The 21,082-nt window shown below is 72.9% G+C and carries 20 protein-coding genes; 13 read left to right on the top strand and 7 right to left on the bottom strand.

The annotated features are described in order from the left end of the window. Positions 1 to 20 precede the first annotated feature (20 nt). The 3 genes from AC4MBH_RS06480 to AC4MBH_RS06470 all read left to right on the top strand — a co-directional run bounded on the left by AC4MBH_RS06480 (position 21) and on the right by AC4MBH_RS06470 (position 1,736). Entirely contained in the window at positions 21 to 899 is an 879-nt protein-coding gene (locus AC4MBH_RS06480; RefSeq protein WP_491793628.1) for a phosphatidate cytidylyltransferase, read from the top strand. Further along, a complete protein-coding gene (locus tag AC4MBH_RS06475; protein ID WP_491793626.1) occupies positions 899 to 1,219 on the top strand; it encodes a hypothetical protein in 321 nt (106 codons plus the stop codon). Before AC4MBH_RS06480 ends, AC4MBH_RS06475 begins: the two co-directional genes overlap by 1 nt. Positions 1,220 to 1,292: 73 nt before the next feature. After that, the gene (locus AC4MBH_RS06470) at positions 1,293 to 1,736 is read left to right on the top strand and encodes a hypothetical protein (protein ID WP_491793624.1); all 444 of its coding nucleotides are present in this window, start codon (positions 1,293 to 1,295) and stop codon (positions 1,734 to 1,736) included. A gap of 1 nt (position 1,737) precedes the next feature. Here AC4MBH_RS06470 and glpK (AC4MBH_RS06465) read toward each other — a convergent pair whose 3' ends face one another. Both glpK (AC4MBH_RS06465) and AC4MBH_RS06460 read right to left on the bottom strand, forming a co-directional pair. Continuing rightward, a complete protein-coding gene (gene glpK / locus AC4MBH_RS06465) occupies positions 1,738 to 3,276 on the bottom strand; it encodes a glycerol kinase GlpK (RefSeq protein WP_491793623.1) in 1,539 nt (512 codons plus the stop codon). Further along, on the bottom strand, positions 3,273 to 4,025 hold the full coding sequence (locus tag AC4MBH_RS06460; protein WP_491793621.1) for an IclR family transcriptional regulator: 753 nt from the start codon (positions 4,023 to 4,025) through the stop codon (positions 3,273 to 3,275). The genes glpK (AC4MBH_RS06465) and AC4MBH_RS06460 overlap by 4 nt, the downstream gene beginning before the upstream one ends. A 131-nt stretch (positions 4,026 to 4,156) precedes the next feature. Here AC4MBH_RS06460 and AC4MBH_RS06455 point away from each other — a divergent pair, with 131 nt between their 5' ends. The 5 genes from AC4MBH_RS06455 to AC4MBH_RS06435 all read left to right on the top strand — a co-directional run bounded on the left by AC4MBH_RS06455 (position 4,157) and on the right by AC4MBH_RS06435 (position 10,335). Next, on the top strand, positions 4,157 to 4,984 hold the full coding sequence (locus AC4MBH_RS06455) for an MIP/aquaporin family protein (RefSeq protein WP_491793620.1): 828 nt from the start codon (positions 4,157 to 4,159) through the stop codon (positions 4,982 to 4,984). A 51-nt stretch (positions 4,985 to 5,035) separates the two neighbouring features. Further along, the gene (gene glpK, locus AC4MBH_RS06450) at positions 5,036 to 6,553 is read left to right on the top strand and encodes a glycerol kinase GlpK (protein WP_491793618.1); all 1,518 of its coding nucleotides are present in this window, start codon (positions 5,036 to 5,038) and stop codon (positions 6,551 to 6,553) included. A gap of 94 nt (positions 6,554 to 6,647) precedes the next feature. Further along, positions 6,648 to 8,366, top strand: coding sequence for a glycerol-3-phosphate dehydrogenase/oxidase (locus AC4MBH_RS06445; protein ID WP_491793616.1), 1,719 nt, complete (start codon positions 6,648 to 6,650; stop codon positions 8,364 to 8,366). 35 nt (positions 8,367 to 8,401) lie between these two features. Further along, the gene (gene rlmN, locus AC4MBH_RS06440; protein WP_491793615.1) at positions 8,402 to 9,544 is read left to right on the top strand and encodes a dual-specificity RNA methyltransferase RlmN; all 1,143 of its coding nucleotides are present in this window, start codon (positions 8,402 to 8,404) and stop codon (positions 9,542 to 9,544) included. Continuing rightward, a complete protein-coding gene (locus AC4MBH_RS06435) occupies positions 9,541 to 10,335 on the top strand; it encodes a GNAT family N-acetyltransferase (protein WP_491793614.1) in 795 nt (264 codons plus the stop codon). The genes rlmN and AC4MBH_RS06435 overlap by 4 nt, the downstream gene beginning before the upstream one ends. Here the strand turns inward: AC4MBH_RS06435 and AC4MBH_RS06430 are convergent. The 4 genes from AC4MBH_RS06430 to AC4MBH_RS06415 all read right to left on the bottom strand — a co-directional run bounded on the left by AC4MBH_RS06430 (position 10,287) and on the right by AC4MBH_RS06415 (position 13,890). Then, positions 10,287 to 11,441, bottom strand: coding sequence for an LOG family protein (locus tag AC4MBH_RS06430; protein WP_491793613.1), 1,155 nt, complete (start codon positions 11,439 to 11,441; stop codon positions 10,287 to 10,289). The two genes, AC4MBH_RS06435 and AC4MBH_RS06430, sit on opposite strands and share 49 nt — an antisense overlap. Before the next feature lie 47 nt (positions 11,442 to 11,488). Then, entirely contained in the window at positions 11,489 to 12,385 is an 897-nt protein-coding gene (locus tag AC4MBH_RS06425) for a serine protein kinase RIO (protein WP_491793611.1), read from the bottom strand. 127 nt (positions 12,386 to 12,512) lie between these two features. Next, positions 12,513 to 13,127, bottom strand: a complete 615-nt coding sequence (locus AC4MBH_RS06420; RefSeq protein ID WP_491793609.1) for a histone deacetylase — start codon at positions 13,125 to 13,127, stop codon at positions 12,513 to 12,515. A gap of 46 nt (positions 13,128 to 13,173) precedes the next feature. After that, a complete protein-coding gene (locus tag AC4MBH_RS06415; protein ID WP_491793607.1) occupies positions 13,174 to 13,890 on the bottom strand; it encodes a rhodanese-like domain-containing protein in 717 nt (238 codons plus the stop codon). A 113-nt stretch (positions 13,891 to 14,003) separates the two neighbouring features. Between AC4MBH_RS06415 and AC4MBH_RS06410 the strand changes: the two genes are divergently transcribed. Continuing rightward, the gene (locus tag AC4MBH_RS06410; protein ID WP_491793605.1) at positions 14,004 to 15,428 is read left to right on the top strand and encodes a M1 family metallopeptidase; all 1,425 of its coding nucleotides are present in this window, start codon (positions 14,004 to 14,006) and stop codon (positions 15,426 to 15,428) included. Between the two features lie 7 nt (positions 15,429 to 15,435). Here AC4MBH_RS06410 and AC4MBH_RS06405 read toward each other — a convergent pair whose 3' ends face one another. Then, entirely contained in the window at positions 15,436 to 16,245 is an 810-nt protein-coding gene (locus AC4MBH_RS06405) for a calcium-binding protein (RefSeq protein ID WP_491793603.1), read from the bottom strand. A 42-nt stretch (positions 16,246 to 16,287) separates the two neighbouring features. On the opposite strand from AC4MBH_RS06405, the gene AC4MBH_RS06400 reads away from it, so the two are divergent. The 4 genes from AC4MBH_RS06400 (at position 16,288) to AC4MBH_RS06385 (ending at position 21,070) form a co-directional block, all read left to right on the top strand. After that, a complete protein-coding gene (locus tag AC4MBH_RS06400; protein WP_491793602.1) occupies positions 16,288 to 17,406 on the top strand; it encodes a 1-deoxy-D-xylulose-5-phosphate reductoisomerase in 1,119 nt (372 codons plus the stop codon). Between the two features lies 1 nt (position 17,407). After that, a complete protein-coding gene (locus tag AC4MBH_RS06395; RefSeq protein WP_491793601.1) occupies positions 17,408 to 18,787 on the top strand; it encodes a M50 family metallopeptidase in 1,380 nt (459 codons plus the stop codon). 319 nt (positions 18,788 to 19,106) lie between these two features. Further along, on the top strand, positions 19,107 to 20,264 hold the full coding sequence (gene ispG, locus AC4MBH_RS06390) for a flavodoxin-dependent (E)-4-hydroxy-3-methylbut-2-enyl-diphosphate synthase (protein ID WP_491793599.1): 1,158 nt from the start codon (positions 19,107 to 19,109) through the stop codon (positions 20,262 to 20,264). Continuing rightward, positions 20,261 to 21,070: an aldo/keto reductase gene (locus tag AC4MBH_RS06385; protein ID WP_491794129.1), complete on the top strand. Its 810-nt coding sequence runs from the start codon at positions 20,261 to 20,263 to the stop codon at positions 21,068 to 21,070. The genes ispG and AC4MBH_RS06385 overlap by 4 nt, the downstream gene beginning before the upstream one ends. The last annotated feature ends 12 nt before the right edge of the window (positions 21,071 to 21,082 follow it).

Below are 21,082 nucleotides of genomic sequence, written 5' to 3'. Positions count from 1 at the left end.
GACGGCTCGAGCAGCCGAGGATGACGAGCTCCCCCGGCCCGGCAGCACCGCCCCAGAAGGACCACGGGCGGGCCGGACGCGACCTCAAGGCGGCGATCGCCTCCGGTCTGGTCCTGGCGGTCGCGATCATCGCGTCGCTGGCGGTCTGGAAACCGGCCTTCATGGCCATCGTCGTGGTGGCGGTGGTGGTGGCGATCTGGGAGCTGCGCCAGGGACTGCTCGCCCACGACATCGACCTGCCGGAGCAGCCGCTGATGGTGGGCGGCGCCGTGATGGTCGTCGTGGCCTACCTGTGGGGCACCGACGCGCTGGTCACCGCGACCGCGGTCACCGCGCTGGTCGTGATGCTGTGGTTGCTGCACCGCGGCATCGACGGCTACGTCAAGACCGCCACCGCCTCGGTCTTCACCCTGGTCTACGTGCCGTTCCTCGGCTCGTTCGTGGCGCTGATGCTCGCCGAGGGTGGCCTCGGCGGTGGCGGCTTCGACGACGAGGGCGTGCAGGGCATCCTGGCGTTCATCCTGGTCACGGCGGCCTCCGACATCGGCGGCTACATCGCCGGCGTCCTGTTCGGCAAGCACCCGATGGCGCCGGTCATCTCGCCGAAGAAGTCGTGGGAGGGCTTCGTCGGGTCGGCGATCGCGTGCGTCGCCGCCGGCTGGGCCCTCGTGGTCTACCTGCTCGAGGGCGACTGGTGGGTGGGGCTCTGCCTGGGCCTGATCGCCGTGGTGATGGCGACCCTCGGCGACCTCTGCGAGTCGGTGATCAAGCGCGACCTCGGCATCAAGGACATGAGCCACGTGATCCCCGGCCACGGCGGCTTGATGGACCGGCTCGACTCGCTGCTGGCCACCATCGCCCCGATCTGGCTGTTGCTGCACTACCTGGTCCTCACCTGATGGCGGGGGCCGGTGCCCCGCGCCGACCCGGCCGCTCCGCCTTCGCGCTGGGGGTCCCGGCCGGACCCGCCCTGGTCCTCCTCACCTTTCTCGCGCTGATGTCGACCGACCTGGTCCTCGACGACCTGCTGCTCCTCGCGGTCGCGTGCTGGCCGACCCTCGCTGCCCTGCTGGTGGCGGCGGTCGCGGTCGGACGCCGGCGGTGGTGGCTCGGCGCCGCGCTGGGGTGTGCGGCAGGCACGGTCGGCACCGTCGCCGTGGTCGTGGGGGTCATCTCGGGCCTGGCCGCCCTGCTCTCCGACCCGGCCGGCGCCCCATGACGCCCCACCTGATCCGCCACGATCTGGGGTGAACGCGCCTCCGGGCGTGGAGCACCGGCCTACGATCACCAGGATGAGCACCGACGAGGGCGTCCGGACCGGTCCGGCCGACGACGCCGACCGCGCGAACGCCGACCGACCGGCCCGGCCGCGTCGCGGCGCTCGACGCGGCGTCCGCGCCGACCTGCACGACGACGACGCGGTGCCGTTCTGGCGCCGCGACCACCCGGTCGTCACGCCGCTGGCCGGGTTCTTCACCGGGGTGCTCGCCGTGGTCGTCGTCCTCGGCCTGCTCGGCGCGATCCTCGACCTGGTCGTCGGCTACGACGTGAGCGAGCACCCGTGGGTCTTCCTGGTGGCGCTCGGTGTGCTGCTGGCGGTCAACGTCGGGCTGGTGGTCGCGGGCGGCACCCGCAGGTTCGCCCGCTACATGCTCTTCGGCATCCTCACGACCCCGGCCGTCGTCCTCACCGTGGTGTCCCTGACGTTCTGGTTCCTGCTCAACAACGACGGCTGACTCAGCCGAACCGGCGGGCCGGGACGACGGTGTCGCCGTCGACCACCCAGCCCAGGGTGCGCTCGACGGCGCGGTCCCACGCCGCGCGCTCGCGGCGCCGCAGCGCCTCGCTCATCGTGGGCTCCCACCGCGCGGCCTGGTGCCAGTTGTCGCGGAGCCCCTCGAGGTCGGGCCAGAACCCGACGGCGAGCCCGGCGGCGTAGGCGGCCCCGAGCGAGACCGACTCCGCCATCAGCGGCCGCTCGAGGGGCAGGTCGAGCACGTCGGAGACGTACTGCATGAGCAGGTGGTTGGCGGTCATCCCGCCGTCGACCTTGAGCCCGGTGGAGGCGATGCCGGTGTCGGCGGCCATCGCCTCGACCACCTCGGCCGTCTGCCAGGCGGTGGCCTCGAGGACGGCACGAGCCAGGTGGGAGCGGGTGACGTACGACGTCAGTCCCACCACCACGCCGCGGGCGTCGGACTGCCACCGGGGCGCGAAGAGCCCGGCGAAGGCCGGCACGATGTAGCAGCCCCCGTTGTCCTCGACCTGGCTGGCCAGCGTCTCGATCTCGGGCGCGGAGCGGATCATCTCCAACGAGTCGCGGAACCACTGCACGAGGGCGCCGGCCACGGCGATCGACCCCTCGGTGGCGTAGACCGGCGGCCGGCCCTCGAGCGCGTAGGCCACCGTCGAGATCAGCCCGTGCTCGGAGGTGGCGATCTGGTCACCGGTGTTCATCAGCAGGAAGGCCCCGGTGCCGTAGGTGCACTTGGCCTCTCCGGCGGCGAAGCAGGTCTGGCCGAACAGCGCGGCCTGCTGGTCGCCGAAGGCGCCGCCGATCGGCACCCCCGGCAGCCCGACCGCGCACGAGCCGTAGACCTGTGCGTTGGGCCGGATCTCGGGCAGCAGCTCACGAGGGATGTCGAGCGCGTCGAGGAGCCGCTGGTCCCAGTCGAGGGTGCGGATGTCCATCAGCATCGTCCGGCTGGCGTTGGTGACGTCGGTGACGTGGACGCCGCCGTCGGTGCCGCCGGTGAGGTTCCAGATCAACCAGCTCTCCACGGTGCCGAAGGCGACCTCGCCGGCCCGGGCGCGGCGCTGCAGGCCCGGTACGTGGTCGAGCAGCCAGCGCAGCCGCGGCGCGGCGAAGTAGCCGGCCGGGGCCAGCCCGCACACCTCGCGGAAGAGCGCGGCCGACGGCCCGCGGTTGAGCTCCTCGACCATCTCGGACGTGCGGGTGTCCTGCCAGGTGATGGCGGGCGCCACGGGACGGCCCGTCGCGCGGTCCCACACGATCGTGGTCTCGCGCTGGTTGGCGATGCCGACCGCGGCCAGGTCGGAGGGGAGCAGCCCGGCCTGGTCGAGCGCCTCGGGGAGCACCCGGAGCGTGTTGAGCCAGATCTCCGAGGCGTCGTGCTCGGCCCAGCCGGGTCGGGGGAAGTGCTGCTGGTGCTCGTGCTGGGCGACGGCGACCATCCGGCCGCCCTGGTCGAAGACCAGGCACCGCGTCGACGTCGTGCCCTGGTCGATCGCGGCGACGTACTTGGCGGTGGTCACAGGCGGTCCTCGAGGTGGGCGGAGATCGCGGCGGCCGCGGCGACGACCTGGTCGACGAGCGCCGGCACGGGTTCGCCGGTCGTCGAGAGGACGCGCTCGCGGGGCCCGACCACGGCCAGCGCCCCGACCCCCACCCCGACGTGGTGCCGGATCGGTGCCGCGATCGCCGCGACACCGGGCCGGAAGGTGCCGTCGGCCACCCCCCAGCCGCGGCGGAACGCCAGCTGGACGGCGCGGGTCAGCGTGACGCGGCTGGTCCCCGTGGGCGCCGTGTACGGGTCGAGCTCCTCGAGCCGGGAGGCGGCCGGCGAGAAGGCCAGCAGCACCTGGCCCAGCGCCGTGGCGTGCAGCGGCTGCAGCTCACCGACGCGCAGGCGCTGGGGCGATCCGTCGGGGCGGAAGACGTGGTGGAGCAGCTCGACTCCGCGGCCGGCGAGCACGCCGAGCTGGACCTCGAGGCCGGTCCGGGCCGCCAGCCCGTCGGCCCAGTTGACGCTGCGCGAGCGCAGCAGGTGGGGGTCGAGGGTCTCCCCGAGCCGGGCCAGCCCCGCGCCGAGGGTGTAGCGGCCGGTGTCGGGGTCCTGGACGACGAACCCGACCTCCACCAGCGTGCGCACGATGCCGTGGACGGTCGGCTTGGGCAGGGCGAGCGTCCGGGAGAGCTCCCCGAGGGGCACCGGCTCGGCGACGGCGCCGAGGAAGTGCAGCACGGCGGCCGCGCGCTCGATGGACTGGATGGAACCCGGCACCCCGGCAGGCTACGCCGTTCGACAATGTCGACCCAACGTTCGACGATGCCGAACGCCTGGCCTTCCCGGCGGCGGGTCCGTGCGGCACGGTGTGACGGACGCCACGGGGCGTCGCGGGAAGGAGACAGAACGTGAAGACCAAGAACACCCTCCTCGGGGAGCTGAGCGCCGAGTTCGCCGGCACCCTGATCCTGATCCTGTTCGGCTGCGGGGTGGTGGCCTCGGTGGTCGCCGCCGGTCGCGGCGACGCCGACACGATCAGCTGGGCGTGGGGCCTGGGCGTGGTGCTCGGCATCTACACCGCGGGCAAGATCACCGGCGCCCACCTCAACCCGGCCGTCACGATCGCCCTGGCGGCGTTCCGCGGCTTTCCCTGGAGCAAGGTGGCGCCGTACTCGCTGGCCCAGCTCGCCGGCGCCTTCGTCGCCGCCCTCATCGTGCGGTTCACCTACGCCGACTTCATCAAGGCCGTCGATCCCGACCTCGGCAAGGCGTCGATGGGGATCTTCTTCACCTCGCCCGGCGCCACCGCCGACGGCGAGGCCGTGGTGTCGCTGACGACCGCGTTCGCCGATCAGATCCTCGGGACCGCCATCCTGGTGTTCCTCGTGCTCGCCCTCACAACCGCGGTCAACAACCCGCCGCTGGCCAACCTGACGCCGTGGTTCGTCGGGATGATCGTGGTCGCGATCGGCATGGCCTGGGGCGCCAACGCCGGGTACGCGATCAACCCGGCCCGTGACCTCGGGCCGCGCCTCGCCGCGTGGATGACGGGGTACGGCAACCAGGTGTGGGAGTCGGCCAACAGCTCCGACCTGTACTTCTGGGTGCCGCTCGTGGCACCGGTGATCGGTGGTCTGATCGGTGGGGCCGCCTTCAAGTTCCTGATCGAGATCCACCTGCCCCTCGAGGACCCCGACGTGGCCGCCCCGAAGGGCGTCCAGTCCGACCCCGTCTGACCCGCCGGACCTAGCCCCCGGACTTCCAACCCACACCCGTAGGAGAAGCAGATGACCCAGTACGTCGGTGCCGTCGACCAGGGCACCACCAGCACCCGTTTCATGATCTTCGACCACGGTGGCAACGAGATCGCCCGCCACCAGCTCGAGCACGAGCAGATCCTGCCCCAGGCCGGGTGGGTCGAGCACGACCCCGTGGAGATCTGGGAGCGCACCAGCTCGGTGATCCAGAAGGGCCTCAGCAAGGCCAAGCTGCAGGCGAGCGACCTCGTCGCCCTCGGCATCACCAACCAGCGCGAGACCACGGTCGTGTGGGACAAGAACACCGGTCGGCCCTACTACAACGCGATCGTGTGGCAGGACACCCGCACCGACCGGATCGCCAGCAAGCTCGAGCGCGACGGCCACGCCGACCTGATCAAGCGCAAGGCCGGGCTGCCGCCGGCGACGTACTTCTCCGGCGGCAAGATCCAGTGGATCCTCGAGAACGTCGACGGCGTGCGCGAGGCGGCCGAGGCCGGGGACGCCCTGTTCGGCAACACCGACTCCTGGCTGATCTGGAACCTCACCGGCGGCACCGACGGCGGCGTCCACGTGACCGAGCCGACCAACGCCAGCCGCACCATGCTGATGGACCTCGAGACGCTGGAGTGGGACGACGAGCTGCTGGCGCTCTTCGACATCCCGCGCGCGATGCTGCCCGAGATCCGCTCGTCGAGCGAGCCCGGCGGCTACGGCACCACCCGCGCCAACGGCCCGCTGCGCGGCGAGGTGCCGCTGACCGGCATCCTCGGCGACCAGCAGGCCGCCACGGTCGGCCAGGTGTGCTTCGAGCCCGGTGAGGCCAAGAACACCTACGGCACCGGCAACTTCATGCTCCTCAACACCGGCACCGAGCTGGTGCGCTCGGAGTCGGGCCTGCTGACCACCGTCTGCTACAAGTTCGGTGACGACGCGCCGATCTACGCCCTGGAGGGGTCGATCGCCGTCACCGGCTCGGCGGTGCAGTGGCTGCGCGACCAGCTCGGCATCATCAGCGGCGCCGCGCAGAGCGAGTCGCTGGCCCGGCAGGTCGACGACAACGGCGGCGTCTACTTCGTCCCGGCGTTCTCGGGGCTGTTCGCGCCGTACTGGCGCTCCGACGCGCGCGGGGCCATCGTCGGGCTGTCGCGGTTCAACACCAATGCCCACCTGGCCCGGGCGACCCTGGAGTCGATCTGCTACCAGAGCCGCGACGTGGCCGAGGCCATGGAGAAGGACTCCGGCGTGCGCCTGGAGGTGCTCAAGGTCGACGGCGGCGTGACCGCCAACGAGCTGTGCATGCAGATCCAGGCCGACGTGCTGGGGGTCGAGGTCAGCCGACCGGTGGTGGCCGAGACCACCGCTCTCGGGGCCGCGTACGCCGCCGGGCTCGCCGTCGGGTTCTGGAACAACACCGACGAGCTGCGCGAGAACTGGAACGAGGGAAAGCGATGGTCGCCACAGTGGGATGACCAGCAGCGCGAAGCCGGTTACACCCAGTGGAAGAAGGCCGTGACCCGCACGCTCGACTGGGTCGACGTCGACTGACCCGACCAGACCGGTCACCCTGATCCGGGGCCGGTCCGGGCGATCCCCGGACCGGCCCCGCACCACCCACCACCGCCACGAGAGGTTGCCCCGCATGAGGTCCGTCGCACTGTCACCCGAGTTCCGCACCGCGTCCCTGGAGGCCATGGCGGCGCAGGAGCTCGACGTCCTCGTGATCGGCGGCGGGGTCGTCGGCGCGGGCAGCGCGCTCGACGCCGCCACCCGCGGCCTCACCGTGGGGTTGGTCGAGGCGCGCGACTTCGCGTCGGGCACGTCGAGCCGCTCCAGCAAGCTGGTCCACGGCGGTCTGCGCTACCTCGAGATGCTCGACTTCCGCCTCGTCTCCGAGGCGCTCAAGGAGCGCGGCCTGCTCCTGCAGGAGCTGGCCCCCCACCTGGTGCACCCCGTGGCGTTCCTCTACCCGCTGCAGCACCGCGGGTGGGAGCGCTTCTACGCCGGCTCCGGCGTCGCGCTGTACGACGCGATGTCGCGCGTCTCGGGCCGCTCGGGCGTGCCGCTCCACCGGCACCTGACCCGCAGCGGGGCCCGCAAGCTGGTGCCCTCGCTGCGCAAGGACGCCCTCGTCGGCGCCCTGAAGTACTACGACGCCCAGGTCGACGACGCCCGCCACACCATGTTCCTGTCCCGCACCGCGGCGGCCTACGGCGCCCACGTGGCCAGCCGCGCCCGGGTGGTCGAGCTGCTCCGCGAGGGCGAGCGCGTGACCGGGGCGGTCGTGCGCGACCTCGAGAACGACGCCACCGTGACGATCCGCGCCCGCCAGGTCATCAACGCCACCGGCGTGTGGACCGACGAGACCCAGGACCTCGGCGGACAGCGCGGCGTCTTCCACGTGCGGGCCAGCAAGGGCGTGCACCTCGTGGTGCCCAAGGACCGGATCCGCTCCGAGGTCGGCCTGATCCTGCGCACCGAGAAGTCGGTGCTCTTCGTCATCCCGTGGGGCCAGCACTGGATCATCGGCACCACCGACACCGAGTGGACCCTCGACAAGGCCCACCCGGCCGCCAGCCAGGCCGACATCGACTACATCCTCGAGCACGTCAACGCCGTGCTCGAGACGCCGCTGACCCGCGCCGACGTGCAGGGCGTCTACGCCGGCCTGCGGCCGCTGCTCGAGGGCGAGTCGGAGGCGACCGCCAAGCTCTCCCGCGAGCACGCCGTCGGCCACCCCGCCCCGGGCCTGGTGGTGGTCGCGGGCGGCAAGTACACGACGTACCGCGTGATGGCCGAGGACGCCGTCGACGAGGCCGTGTTCGGGTTGTCGTCGGTCTTCGACCGCCGGGTCGGGCCGTCGGTGACCGACAAGGTGCCGCTGCTGGGCGCCGAGGGCTACCAGGCGCTGGTCAACTCCCGCCACGTGCTGGCCGAGTCGTCGGGCCTGCACGAGGTGTGGATCGACCACCTGCTGGGGCGCTACGGGTCGCTGGTCCACGAGCTGCTCGACCTCGTCGCCGCCGACCCGTCGCTCGGCGAGCCGCTGGCCGGCGCTCCCGAGTACCTCCGCGTCGAGGCCGTCTACGCCGCGAGCCACGAGGGCGCTCGTCACCTCGACGACGTGCTCGCCCGGCGCACCCACGTCTCCATCGAGAGCTTCGACCGCGGCGCCCGCGCCGCCGAGGAGGTGGCCGCCCTCGTCGGGCCCGTGCTCGGCTGGAGCCCCGAGCAGACGGCGCTCGAGATCGACCACTACCGCAAGCGGGTCGAGGCCGAGCTGGAGAGCCAGCAGATGCCCGACGACGCGACCGCCGACGCCGCGCGGCTCGGCGCCGCCGACGTCGTACCGCTCAGTTAGGAACGGCCGGGGCGCGGTGGGAGAATCGGACGGCCATGTCCGAGACTCCCGCCCCGCCCGCCGGCGCCACCACGCTGTCCCTGGTCTTCGACGAGCCCCGGGGCCGCAAGAAGCCACCGCCCCACCTGGCCGACCTCGACGCCGCCGGCCGCAAGGCCCTGCTCGAGGACAACGGCCTGCCGGGCTTCCGCGCCAAGCAGCTCTCCACGCACTACTTCGCCCGGCTCGTCGACGACCCCGCCCAGATGACCGACCTGCCGGCGGGCCAGCGCGACGAGCTGGTCTCGACCCTGCTGCCCGACCTGATGACCCCGCTGCGCACGATGGAGGCCGACAAGGGCACCACGCGCAAGACGTTGTGGAAGCTCTTCGACGGCGCCCTCGTCGAGTCGGTGCTGATGCGCTACCCCGACCGCGCCACGGTCTGCGTCTCCAGCCAGGCCGGCTGCGGGATGGCGTGCCCGTTCTGCGCCACCGGCCAGGGCGGCCTGCAGCGCAACATGTCGACCGCCGAGATCGTCGAGCAGGTCGTCGCCGCCGCACGCTCCCTGGCCCGCGACGAGGTGCCCGGCGGGCCCGGACGGGTCTCCAACGTGGTCTTCATGGGCATGGGCGAGCCGATGGCCAACTACAAGGCCGTGATCGGCGCCGTACGCCGCCTGGTCGACCCGAGCCCCGACGGGCTCGGCATGAGCGCCCGCGGCGTCACGGTCTCGACCGTGGGTCTGGTGCCGCGCATCCGCCAGCTCGCCGACGAGGGCATCCCGGTCACCCTGGCGCTCAGCCTGCACGCACCCGACGACGAGCTGCGCAACGAGCTGGTGCCGATCAACACCCGCTACTCCGTCGCCGAGACCGTCGACGCCGCGTTCCACTACGCCCAGACCACCAAGCGGCGGGTGAGCATCGAGTACGCCATGATGCGCGGCATCAACGACCAGGCGTGGCGCGCCGACCTGCTCGCCGACGTGCTCCACCGCGGCGACTGGGGCTGGGTCCACGTCAACCTGATCCCGCTCAACCCGACCCCCGGCAGCAAGTGGACGGCGTCCGACCCCGCCGACGAGCGCGAGTTCGTGCGCCGCCTCGAGGCCAAGGGCATCCCCACCACGGTGCGCGACACCCGCGGTCGCGAGATCGACGGGGCCTGCGGCCAGCTCGCTGCCACCGAGGCATGAGCCTGACCCGCGCCGAGGTCCTCGCCGCGGGCGCGGCCTGGGTGTGGATGCCGCCGGGCGGCACCGAGACCGTCACCGACGAGTACCACCACATGGTCTTCCCTGCCTGGTTCGGCTACCAGCAGGTCGTGCGCTTCCGCCCGACCCGCGACCCGAGCGCCGTGGCCGACGAGGTGCTCGCGCTGGCGCGGGCCACGGGGCTGCCCGTCGTCGAGTGGTGGGTGACCGACGCCGAGCCCGACACCGAGGCCCTGGTCGTCTCGCTCGGCGGTGAGCCGGCCGCGGCCCTCGACCTCCTCGCGCTCGACCTCGCCGCCGCCCGGCCCGCCGCTCCGCCGCCCCCGCCGGGCATCGACGTACGACGGGTGGGCGACGTCGCCGGCCAGCGCGACTTCCACGTCGTCAGCGCGGCCGTCTTCGACGAGCCGGTGCCACCCGACGACGAGATCACCCACGACCCGTCCCCGGCCAGCCAGGTCTTCGTCGCCTACGACGGCGACCAGCCCGTCGGGACCGCCGGGGTGTCGCTGGTCCAGGGCGAGACCGCCGTGGTGGCGCGGCTGTGGAGCGGCTCCGTGCTCGAGAGCCACCGCCGCCGCGGCGTCTACCGCGCACTCCTCCACGCCCGGCTCGACGCCGCCGTCGCCGAGGGGGCGCGGATGGCACTGGTGCGGGGGCGGATCGAGACCTCGGCCCCCATCCTGCGCGGCAGCGGCTTCGAGGCCCACGGCCGGTTGCGCAGCTACCGGGTCCCGCTCGACCGGTCGTCCGCCGCCGTCCCGGCTCGCTGATCCCGGTCGACCGCGGAGCCCGAGAACGCCGCGAGGATCTCGGCCGCCTCGTCGACCGTGTCGACCAGGTGCACGTGCTCGGCCATGCCCCGTCCGCGGGCGAGGGACTGCAGCAGCGGCCAGGCCGGCAGGGTCTCGGTCCAGTGGTGGCGGTCGACGAGCACCATCGGCGCGACCGACGACTCGTCGGCGTAGTAGTTCTCGCAGCCGTCCTGGAAGATCTCCTGCACCGTGCCGGCGGCGCCGGGCAGGAACGCGATCCCGCCGTCGCAGATCTCGAGCAGGACCGCCTCGCGGGCCGGGTTGCGGACGTACTTGGCGATCGCGGTCGCGAAGACGTTGGGCGGCTCGTGCCCGTAGAACCAGGTCGGGATGCCGAGCGAGTCGCCCGAGGCCGTGAGGCCGGCGAGCGCGTCGTGGGCCGACTGCACCCAGGCCTCGATCGAGGGCCGGAACGACGGCACCCGGGCCAGCACCTCCAGGGCGGTGTCGAGGGCCGAGGGGTCGTCGTCGGACAGCCGGGCGCCGAGGTTGACGGCCTCCATGGCACCGGGGCCGCCGCCGGTGGCGACCAGCGCCGAGGCGCTGACCATGAGGCCGAGGCGGGCCGCGTCGGCGTACCCGGCGTCGCCGCGGGCCAGGGCGTGGCCGCCCATGACGCCGACGACCCGGCGCCCGTGGATGAACCGGGTCAGCGCCTCGTCGATCGCGTGGTCGTGCAGCGCCGCGGCGAGCGAGTCGTCGCGGTCGGGCACCCGCTGCGCCCAGGCGTAGGCCCGGGCGTCGAGGCTGCGGGGGTAGGGCTGCCGGTCGAAGAGCTCCTCGGCCGTGTAGAGGTGCGGCCGGTAGACGTCGAGCGGGGCACGGCCCACGTCGGGCAGCACCAGCGCGCCGGCCGCGGTCAGCGCGTCGTCGTCACCGGGCAGGAAGCGGCAGCCCAGGAAGGCCGCTCCCCGCACGTCGACGGCGAACAGCTGGGCCGCCCGCTCGGTGAGGTCGAGACGGTGCACCCGCCAGGAGTCGAGGTGGGTCACGCCCGCGGCGAGCCGTTGGTCGAGGTCGGCCACCGACTGGACGTTGACGACGCGTCCGTGTGTGCGCTTCACGACAGGGAAGGCTACCCAGCACACCCCCTGGGGCATCGGCGGCCACCTCAGAACGCCTGCGCCACCAGCTCGCCGAACAGTGCGTGCTCGTCGGACCGGTCGAGTCCCTTCTGCCGGAACCAGCCGCAGATGTTGGCGCAGTCGCGCATCAGGTAGTCGAACCCGTTGGTGTTGCCGACGAGGTCGACGATCTGCGGCAGGTCGATGATCACCAGCCGCTCGCCCGCGGCGAGGATGTTGTACGCCGACAGGTCGCCGTGCACCACCCCGGCCTGGACCATCGTCGCCATCGCGTCACGCAGCTGGTCGAAGTACGACGCCAGCAGCGCCGGTCCGGGGCGGGTCTGCGCGAGGCGGGGCGCCGTCTCGCCGTCGACGGTGATCCACTCCATCAGGATCTCGGTGCCGTCGACCTGGACGGGGTAGGGGACCGGCAGCCCGAGCGACCAGAAGCGCTTGAGCGCCTCCCACTCCGAGGCCGCCCACTCGCCGGCGGCGACCTGGCGGCCGAAGGTGGACTTGCGCTTGACCGCGCGCTCGTCGCGCGAGCGTCGCATCGAGCGGCCCTCGGTGTAGCCGGCGGAGCGGTGGAAGGTGCGGTGGTCGGCCGAGCGGTAGCGCTTGGCGGCCATCACGACGCCGCGCTCGGGCTCCAGCGGATCGGCCCGCTCGAGCAGGAAGACGTCGGCCTCCTTGCCGGTCTTGAGGATGCCGAGGTCGGTGTCGACGGCGCCCTGGGAGGTCACGACCCAGTCGGGCCGCGGCTCGGGGCCCCGGGACAGGGGCTCCACGCTGAGCCACGTGGACCAGCGTTGGGTGGACTCGTCGACCTCGTCGTAGGTCGTCCAGTCGAGGGTGAAGTCGGGGTGGGGCTCGCCGGGGCCGGCGTCGTGCTTGGGGTGCGTGGGGTGCGTGGGGTCAGGAAGGGAGTCCTGGGAGGTCATGGGTGGTGGTGCTCGTTTCGAGGAGGAGGCGGTCGGCGGGCAGGCCGAGGACAGTCATGGACATGTCACGCTCCTCTCGACGGCACCGGCGGGTCACCGATGGCTCGTGCCCACGGTGGGTCATCGGCTAGGCCGAGAGCAACCCGTTTATCGCCGGCTCGTCCCAGTCGGGGCCGATGCCCGGGCACGCCAGCAGGTAGGCCGTGACCTGCTCGGCCGTCCACCCCTGGCTCTCGGCCAGCCCCCGGCCCACCGTGGTCAGGTAGGGCGCCGTCGGTGGGCGGTGGGGGACCGGCCCGTCCCACGACGCGGTGAGGGTGACGACCGGGTGGCCGTCGACCGAGCCGACCACGTGCACCGTCTCGTAGCGCCCGGGGCCGAGGACGTGGCTGCCGGTGGACCGGAGCCGGGTGAGGTCGAGGTCGGTCCCGGGCGGCCGGTGCATCTCCTGGGCGGCGACGTCCGAGAGCTGCTCGTGGGTGAGCAGGTACGCCGACCCGGCCGACGAGCCGGGTCCGTGCGGGTCGAGGAACGCGATGCCGCCGCCCCAGGTGGGTGAGTCCCACGCGAAGTACACCGAGCCGGGCAGCGCGACGGCACGCCGGTCGCGCGGGGGAGCGGGGTCGCGGGCGCCGGGCACGCCGCGCCGCGCGCCCGCGGGCGTCCCGCCGCGCAGGTAGAGACCCATCCGCTCGGCGGACAGGTTGCTGCCGTAGGCGGCGTACCAGACCAGGTCGACCATCCCGGCCAGCCAACCAGGCGGCGGGCCGCGCAGCCAGGAGCGCGGCCTAGGCGGCGGCCGGGATCGTCTCGATGTGCAGCTCGCCGACGCGCTCCCACGCGTCGTCGACGTGGACGACGTCGCGGCCGGCGCGGTGCATCAGGCTGGCGGCGATGCCGGCACGGTGGCCCGTGCGGCAGTGCACCCACAGCCGGCCCGGCGGCAGCCGGTGGCCGACGGCCTCGACCTCGTGCACCGGCAGGTGGATCGCGCCCGGCAGGTGGCCGTCGCGCCACTCGTCGATCCGGCGTACGTCGACCACCACCGGCGGGCGGGTGCCCGCGGCCTGGCTGGTGGCGCGGGCCTGGCGGTAGGCCGCCCAGTCGGCGCGCCGGTAGCGGGCGGTGAGGCGCGGCCCCGTCGGGGCGCCGGGCCCGGTCGCGGTGTCGGCGTCGAAGACGTGTGCGCCGACCCCGTCGAAGCCGAGGCGCGCCAGGTCGCGCAGCGCCGGCTCCAGGACCTCGGGGGTGTCGGTGAGCAGCACGACGTCGTCGCCCCACGGGATGAGCCAGCCGACGTGGGTGGCGAACTGCGCGCCGTACTCGATGTTGATGCTGCCCGGCAGGTGGGCGTGGGCGAACTCGGCGCGCGAGCGCAGGTCGACCACCCACGCACCGGCCAGGACCGCGTCGCTGACGTCGACGGCGGTCGCCGCCCGGGCGGGTCGGGGGTGGGCGGCGCCGGCGCCCACGTGCGGGTGGTCCTGGTGGTCGATCCGTGCCATGTGCACACCTCCATCACTAAGTAGACCAACTAACTACAATTATACTAGACCGGCGTCCGGTGCCGTCAAGGTCGACGTGTCGCCCGGCCTCGGCGAGGACTAGGTTCACGCCCATGTCCCGGACCCTCCGCCTGCTCGGCCCGACGCTCGCCGTGACCCTCGCCGTCGGGGTGCTGTCGGCGGCCACGGACGCCTCCGCGCCGGCCGACCCCGTCCCGGGAGCCGCGGGGGTGGGCGACCCCTACTGGCCGCTCGACGGCAACGGCGGCATTGACGTGCGGCACTACGACATCGCCGACCGCTACAGCTTCGAGACCGGCCGGCTCTCCGGCACCACGACCCTCACGATCCGGCCCACCGCCGATCTCTCCCGGTTCAACCTCGACCTCCTGCTGCCCGTCTCGCAGGTGAGCGTCGACGGCGTGCCCGCGGCGTTCACCAAGCCCGACAGCCACGAGCTGCAGATCACGCCCGTGGTGCCGCTGACCCGCGGCGACGACGTCGAGGTCGCGGTCACCTACGCCGGCCGGCCCGGCTCCCTCGCCTACGCCGGCGAGCGCAGCTGGAACGCCAGCCCGCGCGAGGTCGTGACGATGAACGAGCCGCACATCGCGCCGTGGTGGTTCGCGGCCAACGACCACCCGCGCGACAAGGCGACCTTCGACGTCACGATCACCGGCCCCGCGACCCACCAGGTCGTCTCCAACGGCCTGCCGGTCAGTCGCACCGTCGACGGCGACGAGGCCACGGCCCACTGGCGCGCGACCGACCCGATGACGACCTACCTCGCCTTCTTCGCGCTCGGCCGCTACGACCTCGCGCGCAGCACCCGCGGCGGGCTGCCGTCGTACGTCGCGGTGTCGAAGGAGCTCCCGGCCGGCGACCGGCGGTCGGCGATGGCCGCGCTGCAGCGCAGCGACGAGGTCACCGCCCTCCTGGCGCGCTGGCTCGGTCCCTACCCGTTCGCGTCGACCGGCGGGCTGAGCACCTCGCTGCCGGTGGGCTTCGCCCTGGAGAACCAGACCCGACCGACCTACCCCGGCATCTCGGTGGAGAACCCGTCGCTGCTCGTCCACGAGCTCGCGCACCAGTGGTTCGGCGACTCGGTCTCGGTCAGCCGGTGGCGCGACATCTGGCTCAACGAGGGGTTCGCGACCTTCCTGGAGAAGTTCCACGCCGAGCGGGTCAGCGGCGACGACGCCCAGCGGTGGCTGCGCACCACCCGGCGTCACCTGCTCGGCCAGCCGGGGTTCTGGCGGCTCGACCTGGCCGACCCCGGGCGGCGGCACCTCTTCGACATCGCGGTCTACGACCGGGGTGCGATGACCCTGCAGGCCCTGCGCCACCGGATCGGTGGTGAGGACTTCTGGCGCCTGATCCGCACCTGGGTGCGCGACCGGCGCCACGGTCACGGCACGGTCGGCTCGTTCCAGTCCCTGGCCGAGCGGGTCGCCGGCGAGCGGCTCGACGGGTTCTTCCACGCGTGGCTCCGCGCGCCGCGGGCGCCGGCGTACACCCGGCGCAACGGGCTGCGCTGACCCGGGCTCAGGAGCGCACGACCTCGCAGTCGAAGACCCGGTCACCGCGGCCCCGGTAGGCGATGTCACGCCCGGGCCCACCGCCGACGGTGTCGGCGTCCTCGTCGCCCCAGAGGACGTCGCTCCCGCTGCCGCCGAACACCTTGTCGCGCCCGGGGCCGCCGTGCACGCGGTCGCGGTCATCGCCCCCGGAGAGCTCGTCGTCGCCGGAGCCACCGAAGACCTGGTTGGACCCAATGCCGGCGCGCACCCAGTCGTTGCCGCCGCCGCCGAGGATCACGTCGTTGTCGAAGGCACCGTTGGCGAAGTCGGCCCCGGCGCCCATGCTGATCCGGTCGTTGCCCGCGTCGACGAGCACCCACATCCGGTACTTCGCGGACAGGCTGCTGCCGGTGACGTGGTCGCTGCCGAGGCGGGGCCAGATCTCGACGAACATCCGTCCGTCGCGGAACTGCGGCGGGATCGTGCACAGCGCCACGGCCGCGCGGGCCGAGCGCTGCTTGCGGCAGCCGGCCGGCACCTGCTTCCAGGACCGCGCGGCGGTGTCGGCGAACCGCACCTTGTCGCCCACCTCGGTCACGGTCATCCGGTTGCCGATCGCCCCGCCCTGGAACCGGAAGCCCCACTTCGACACGCTCAGGTGGACCTGGCGGGCCCGGAGCTTGGGCAGCGGGAACTGCCCGACCAGCTCGGTCACGGGGTGCTTGCCCCGGCCGTCCGGCCCTGGCGCCACCTGCGCCGCGGGGTCCCCCTGGGAGGGCGGTACGACGAGGAGCAGTGAGGCCGTGCAGAGCAAGGAGGCGAGGCGGGTACGCATGGGGGCACCGTACGCCGACCTCGGGCTGACAGACTCCATCCCGTGGTGGAGCGCGGGCCTGGGCGTCGAGACGTCGTCATCCTCGGGTCGACGGGGTCGATCGGCACGCAGGCGCTCGAGATCTGCCGCCGCCACCCCGACCGGTTCCGGGTCGTCGGCCTGACCGCCGGCGGCAGCAACCCCGAGCTGTTCGAGCGGCAGGTGGCCGACCTGCGGCCGGCGTACCCCGACGTGTTCCACGGACTCGGCGAGGACGCCTCGACCGAGGCGGCCGCGTTGTCGTGCGACGTCGTCCTCAACGGCATCACCGGGGCGGTCGGGCTACGTCCGACCCTCGCGGCGCTCGACGCCGGCACCACGCTGGCGCTGGCCAACAAGGAGTCGCTGATCATGGGCGGCCCGCTGGTCCTCGAGCGCGCGCAGCCGGGTCAGATCGTGCCCGTCGACTCCGAGCACAGCGCGTTGGCCCAGTGCCTGCGCGGCGGGTCGCCCGACGAGGTGCGCCGGCTGGTGCTGACCGCCAGCGGCGGCCCGTTCCGTGGTCGCACCCGCTCCGAGCTCGCCGGCGTCACGCCGGAGGAGGCGATGAACCACCCCACCTGGGACATGGGACCGGTCATCACCATCAACTCCGCCACCCTGGTCAACAAGGGCTTGGAGGTGATCGAGGCGCACCTGCTCTTCGGCATCCCCTTCGACCGGATCGAGGTCGTCGTGCACCCGACGAGCGTGGTGCACTCGATGGTCGAGTTCGTCGACGGCTCGACGCTGGTCCAGGCCAGCCCGCCCACCATGCTGATCCCGATCGCGCTCGGCCTGGCCTGGCCCGACCGGGTGCCCGACACCGCCCCGGCGGTCGACTGGAGCCGCCCCGAGACGTGGGAGTTCACCCCCCTCGACGACCAGGCGTTCCCGGCGGTCGCGCTGGCCCGCGAGGCCGGCGAGCGGGGCGGTACGGCGCCCGCGGTCTACAACGCCGCCAACGAGGTCTGCGTCGACGCGTTCCGCACCGGACGGCTGGCGTTCGTCGACCTCGTCGACCGGGTCGCCGACGTGGTGCGGGCCCACGACGTACCCTCGGACAGGACCCCCACGATCGACGACGTCCTCGCCGCCGACCGGTGGGCCCGCGACCTGGCGCACCACCTGATCGGAACCTGAGTTGACCGTCCTCCTGTACGCCCTCGGTGTGCTGATCTTCTTCGGCGCGATCCTGACCTCGATCGGCCTCCACGAGCTGGGGCACATGATCCCGGCCAAGAAGTTCGGCGGGCGCGTCACGCAGTACTTCGTCGGCTTCGGCCCGACGGTGTGGAGCAAGCAGGTCGGCGAGACCGAGTACGGCGTCAAGGCGATCCCGCTCGGCGGCTACGTCAAGATCGTCGGGATGCTGCCCCCGGGCGCCGCCGGTCTCGTCGACTCCGTCGAGGTCGACGAGGACGGCAACCAGGTCCAGCGTGTCCGCAAGTCCAACACGGGCCTGTTCACCCAGCTGATCAGCGACGCGCGCGCGGCCGAGTGGGAGATCGTGCGTCCCGAGGACACCGACCGCCTCTTCTACAAGATGTCGTCGTGGAAGAAGGTCGTGGTGATGGCGGGCGGCCCCACGGTCAACCTGCTGATCGCCTTCTTCCTGTTCTGGCTGGTCTTCTCCACCTACGGCCAGCGCTTCGAGGAGGTCCGCCCGGGCGCACCGGTCGTCGCCGAGGTGAGCCGGTGCGTGATCCCGTACGCCGAGGACGGCCGCGCCTGCCGCGACTCCGACAAGGACGCGCCCGCCTACCTCGCCGGGCTGGAGCCCGGTGACACGATCGTGTCGTTCGCCGGCACCGAGATCACCGGCTGGGAGCAGCTGAGCAAGCTGATCCGTGCCAACGCCGAGGGCGAGGCGCAGCTGGTCTACGAGCGCGACGGCGAGACGATCACCCGCACGGTGAACACGACCGTGGAGGCCCGGCCGTCCGAGCCCGGCAGCGACACGCTCACCGAGGTCGGCTTCCTCGGGGTCACCCCGGTCACCCGCGAGGTCGTCGAGACCGGCGGTCCGCTCTACACCCTCGACAAGATGGGCACCATGACGGTCGACACCGTCAAGGCCATCGCCTCCCTGCCGGTCAAGGTCTACGAGGTCGGCGAGGCCATCGTCGGGGTCGAGGAGCGCCAGCCCGACAGCCCGGTCAGCATCGTGGGCGGCGGCCGGTTCGCCGGCGAGGCCACGGCCGCCGACGAGCTCGCCAACGGCGACGAGTTCACCACCACCGACAAGTTCAACTTCCTGCTGATGCTGGTGGCCGGCTTCAACCTCTTCATCGGCCTGTTCAACTTCGTGCCGCTGCTGCCCCTCGACGGCGGCCACATCGCCTCGGCCCTGTGGGAGGCCATGCGCCGCGGCATCGCGCGCCTCCGCCGCCGCCCCGACCCCGGCCACGTCGACGCGGCCAAGCTCCTCCCGGTCGCCTACGTCGTCGCCAGCGTGATGCTGGTGCTCGGCGTCGTCCTGATCGTCGGCGACCTGGTCGCGCCCGTCCAGGGCCCCTTCTGACCCACGGAGGGCAGCCACCTCGCCGGGTCCCGACTCGTCCAGCGTGGGTCACCGACCACCGGTGGCGAGGAGGTTGCGTTGGCAACCGTCTCGAAACCACCTGGGGATGCGCACCTCGCCGGTCTCGACTCGGGCTCGCTGGCGCTCGCCCGGCTCGACCAGCGTGGGGGAGTGGTCTCGACTCGGGCTCGCTGGCGCTCGCCCGGCTCGACCAGCGTGGGTCACCGGCAGTCGTCGTACCGCGGGTGACCACCGTCGTAAAGGCCCGGTCCGGGTCGGTGGAATGGGGTGCCGGACAGGCCCGCAGTAGCCTGGAGGCATGACCTCCACGCCCATCAGCCTGGGCATGCCCGCCGCGCCGCCGCCGGTGCTGGCGCCCCGTCGTCCCACCCGTCAGATCCGGGTCGGCAAGGTCGGGGTCGGCAGCGAGTCGCCGGTCTCGGTGCAGTCGATGACCACGACCGTCACCGCCGACGTCAACGCCACGCTCCAGCAGATCGCCGAGCTCACCGCCACCGGGTGCGACATCGTCCGGGTCGCCTGCCCCGACCAGGTCGACGCCAATGCGCTCAAGGAGATCGCGGAGCACTCGCAGATCCCGGTGATCGCCGACATCCACTTCCAGCCCAAGTACGTCTTCGCCGCGATCGACGCCGGGTGCGCCGCCGTGCGCGTCAACCCGGGCAACATCCGCAAGTTCGACGACCAGGTCAAGGAGATCGCCCGCGCCGCCCAGGACCGCGGCACGAGCATCCGGATCGGCGTCAACGCCGGCTCCCTCGACAAGCGGATCATGGAGAAGTACGGCAAGGCCACCCCCGAGGCCCTCGTCGAGAGCGCCGTGTGGGAGGCGGGCCTGTTCGAGGAGCACGGCTTCCGCGACTTCAAGATCTCGGTCAAGCACAACGACCCGGTGGTGATGGTGCGCGCCTACGAGCTGCTCGCCCAGGCAGGCGACTGGCCCCTGCACCTCGGCGTCACCGAGGCCGGCCCGGCGTTCCAGGGCACCATCAAGTCGGCCACCGCCTTCGGCGCCCTGCTCAGCCAGGGCATCGGCGACACCATCCGGGTCAGCCTCAGTGCGCCGCCGGTCGAGGAGGTCAAGGTCGGCATCCAGATCCTCCAGTCGCTCAACCTGCGCGAGCGCAAGCTCGAGATCGTCAGCTGCCCCAGCTGCGGCCGCGCCCAGGTCGACGTCTACACCCTCGCCGAGCAGGTCACCGCGGGCCTCGACGGGCTCGAGGTGCCGCTGCGGGTCGCCGTGATGGGCTGCGTCGTCAACGGTCCCGGCGAGGCCCGCGAGGCCGACCTCGGCGTCGCCTCCGGCAACGGCAAGGGCCAGATCTTCGTCAAGGGCGAGGTCATCAAGACCGTCCCCGAGTCGCAGATCGTCGAGACCCTCATCGAGGAGGCCATGCGCATCGCCGAGGGCATGGAGGCCGTCGACGGCGCCACCGCCGAGGTGAGCGTCTCCTGAGCACGCTCGGCGTCGCCCGCCTCGGCTACGGCGCCATGCGGCTGCCCACCTCGCCCCCGGCCGACCGGGCCGAGGCGGTGGCCCTGCTGCGGCACGCCGTCGACCTCGGCGTCGAGCTGGTCGACACCGCGTTCATGTACGGCGCCGGCGCCAACGAGGAGCTCGTCGCCGAGGCCCTGCACCCCTACGACGGCGTCCTGGTCGCCACCAAGATCGCCATCGACCTGGGCGACACCCCGCCCGGGCAGCCCGGCCCGCCGACGTCGTACGCCGTGCGCGGCGACCGCGCCTTCCTGCGGGCGCAGACCGAGCAGGCGCTGGTCCGGCTGCGCACCGAGCGGCTCGACCTGCTGCAGCTGCACCGGCTCGACCCCGACGTCCCGGTGGCCGACCAGGTCGGCACCCTGCTCGAGCTGCAGGCCGAGGGCAAGGTCGCCCGGATCGGGCTGTCCGAGGTCTCCGTCGCCGAGCTCGACGCGGCCTGCGCCGTCGGGGCGGTCGACTCGGTGCAGAACAAGTACAGCCTGGGTGACCGCACCTCCGAGCCGGTCCTGCAGCGCTGCGCCGAGCGCGGGGTCGCCTTCCTCCCGTGGCGCCCGGTCGACGCCGGCGACGCCGGCCCGGTCCTGCGCGCGGTGGCCGCCGAGGTCGGGGCCTCGCCGGTCCAGGTCGCGCTCGCTTGGCTGCTGCAGCGCGACGACGTCGTCCACCCGATCCCCGGCACCGGCAGCACCCGTCACCTCGCCGACAACGTCGCGGCCGGCGGCCTGCGGCTCACCGCCGACCAGGTGGCCCGGCTCGGCTGAGGACGTTTCCGC

Source organism: Nocardioides sp. WJ219 (assembly GCF_058559815.1).
The sequence above is the reverse complement of the archived record's forward strand: the minus strand, read 5'-3'. Positions and strand labels throughout refer to the sequence as shown.

What these genes read in the sequence shown, in the direction of transcription:
- AC4MBH_RS06480 (WP_491793628.1), top strand. Translation starts at nt 21, where the DNA reads ATGACGAGCTCCCCCGGCCCGGCAGCACCGCCCCAGAAGGACCACGGG.
- AC4MBH_RS06475 (WP_491793626.1), top strand. Translation starts at nt 899, where the DNA reads ATGGCGGGGGCCGGTGCCCCGCGCCGACCCGGCCGCTCCGCCTTCGCG.
- AC4MBH_RS06470 (WP_491793624.1), top strand. Translation starts at nt 1,293, where the DNA reads ATGAGCACCGACGAGGGCGTCCGGACCGGTCCGGCCGACGACGCCGAC.
- glpK (WP_491793618.1), top strand. Translation starts at nt 5,036, where the DNA reads ATGACCCAGTACGTCGGTGCCGTCGACCAGGGCACCACCAGCACCCGT.
- AC4MBH_RS06445 (WP_491793616.1), top strand. Translation starts at nt 6,648, where the DNA reads ATGAGGTCCGTCGCACTGTCACCCGAGTTCCGCACCGCGTCCCTGGAG.
- rlmN (WP_491793615.1), top strand. Translation starts at nt 8,402, where the DNA reads ATGTCCGAGACTCCCGCCCCGCCCGCCGGCGCCACCACGCTGTCCCTG.
- AC4MBH_RS06435 (WP_491793614.1), top strand. Translation starts at nt 9,541, where the DNA reads ATGAGCCTGACCCGCGCCGAGGTCCTCGCCGCGGGCGCGGCCTGGGTG.
- AC4MBH_RS06425 (WP_491793611.1), bottom strand. Translation starts at nt 12,385, where the DNA reads ATGACCTCCCAGGACTCCCTTCCTGACCCCACGCACCCCACGCACCCC.
- AC4MBH_RS06420 (WP_491793609.1), bottom strand. Translation starts at nt 13,127, where the DNA reads ATGGTCGACCTGGTCTGGTACGCCGCCTACGGCAGCAACCTGTCCGCC.
- AC4MBH_RS06415 (WP_491793607.1), bottom strand. Translation starts at nt 13,890, where the DNA reads ATGGCACGGATCGACCACCAGGACCACCCGCACGTGGGCGCCGGCGCC.
- AC4MBH_RS06410 (WP_491793605.1), top strand. Translation starts at nt 14,004, where the DNA reads ATGTCCCGGACCCTCCGCCTGCTCGGCCCGACGCTCGCCGTGACCCTC.
- AC4MBH_RS06405 (WP_491793603.1), bottom strand. Translation starts at nt 16,245, where the DNA reads ATGCGTACCCGCCTCGCCTCCTTGCTCTGCACGGCCTCACTGCTCCTC.
- ispG (WP_491793599.1), top strand. Translation starts at nt 19,107, where the DNA reads ATGACCTCCACGCCCATCAGCCTGGGCATGCCCGCCGCGCCGCCGCCG.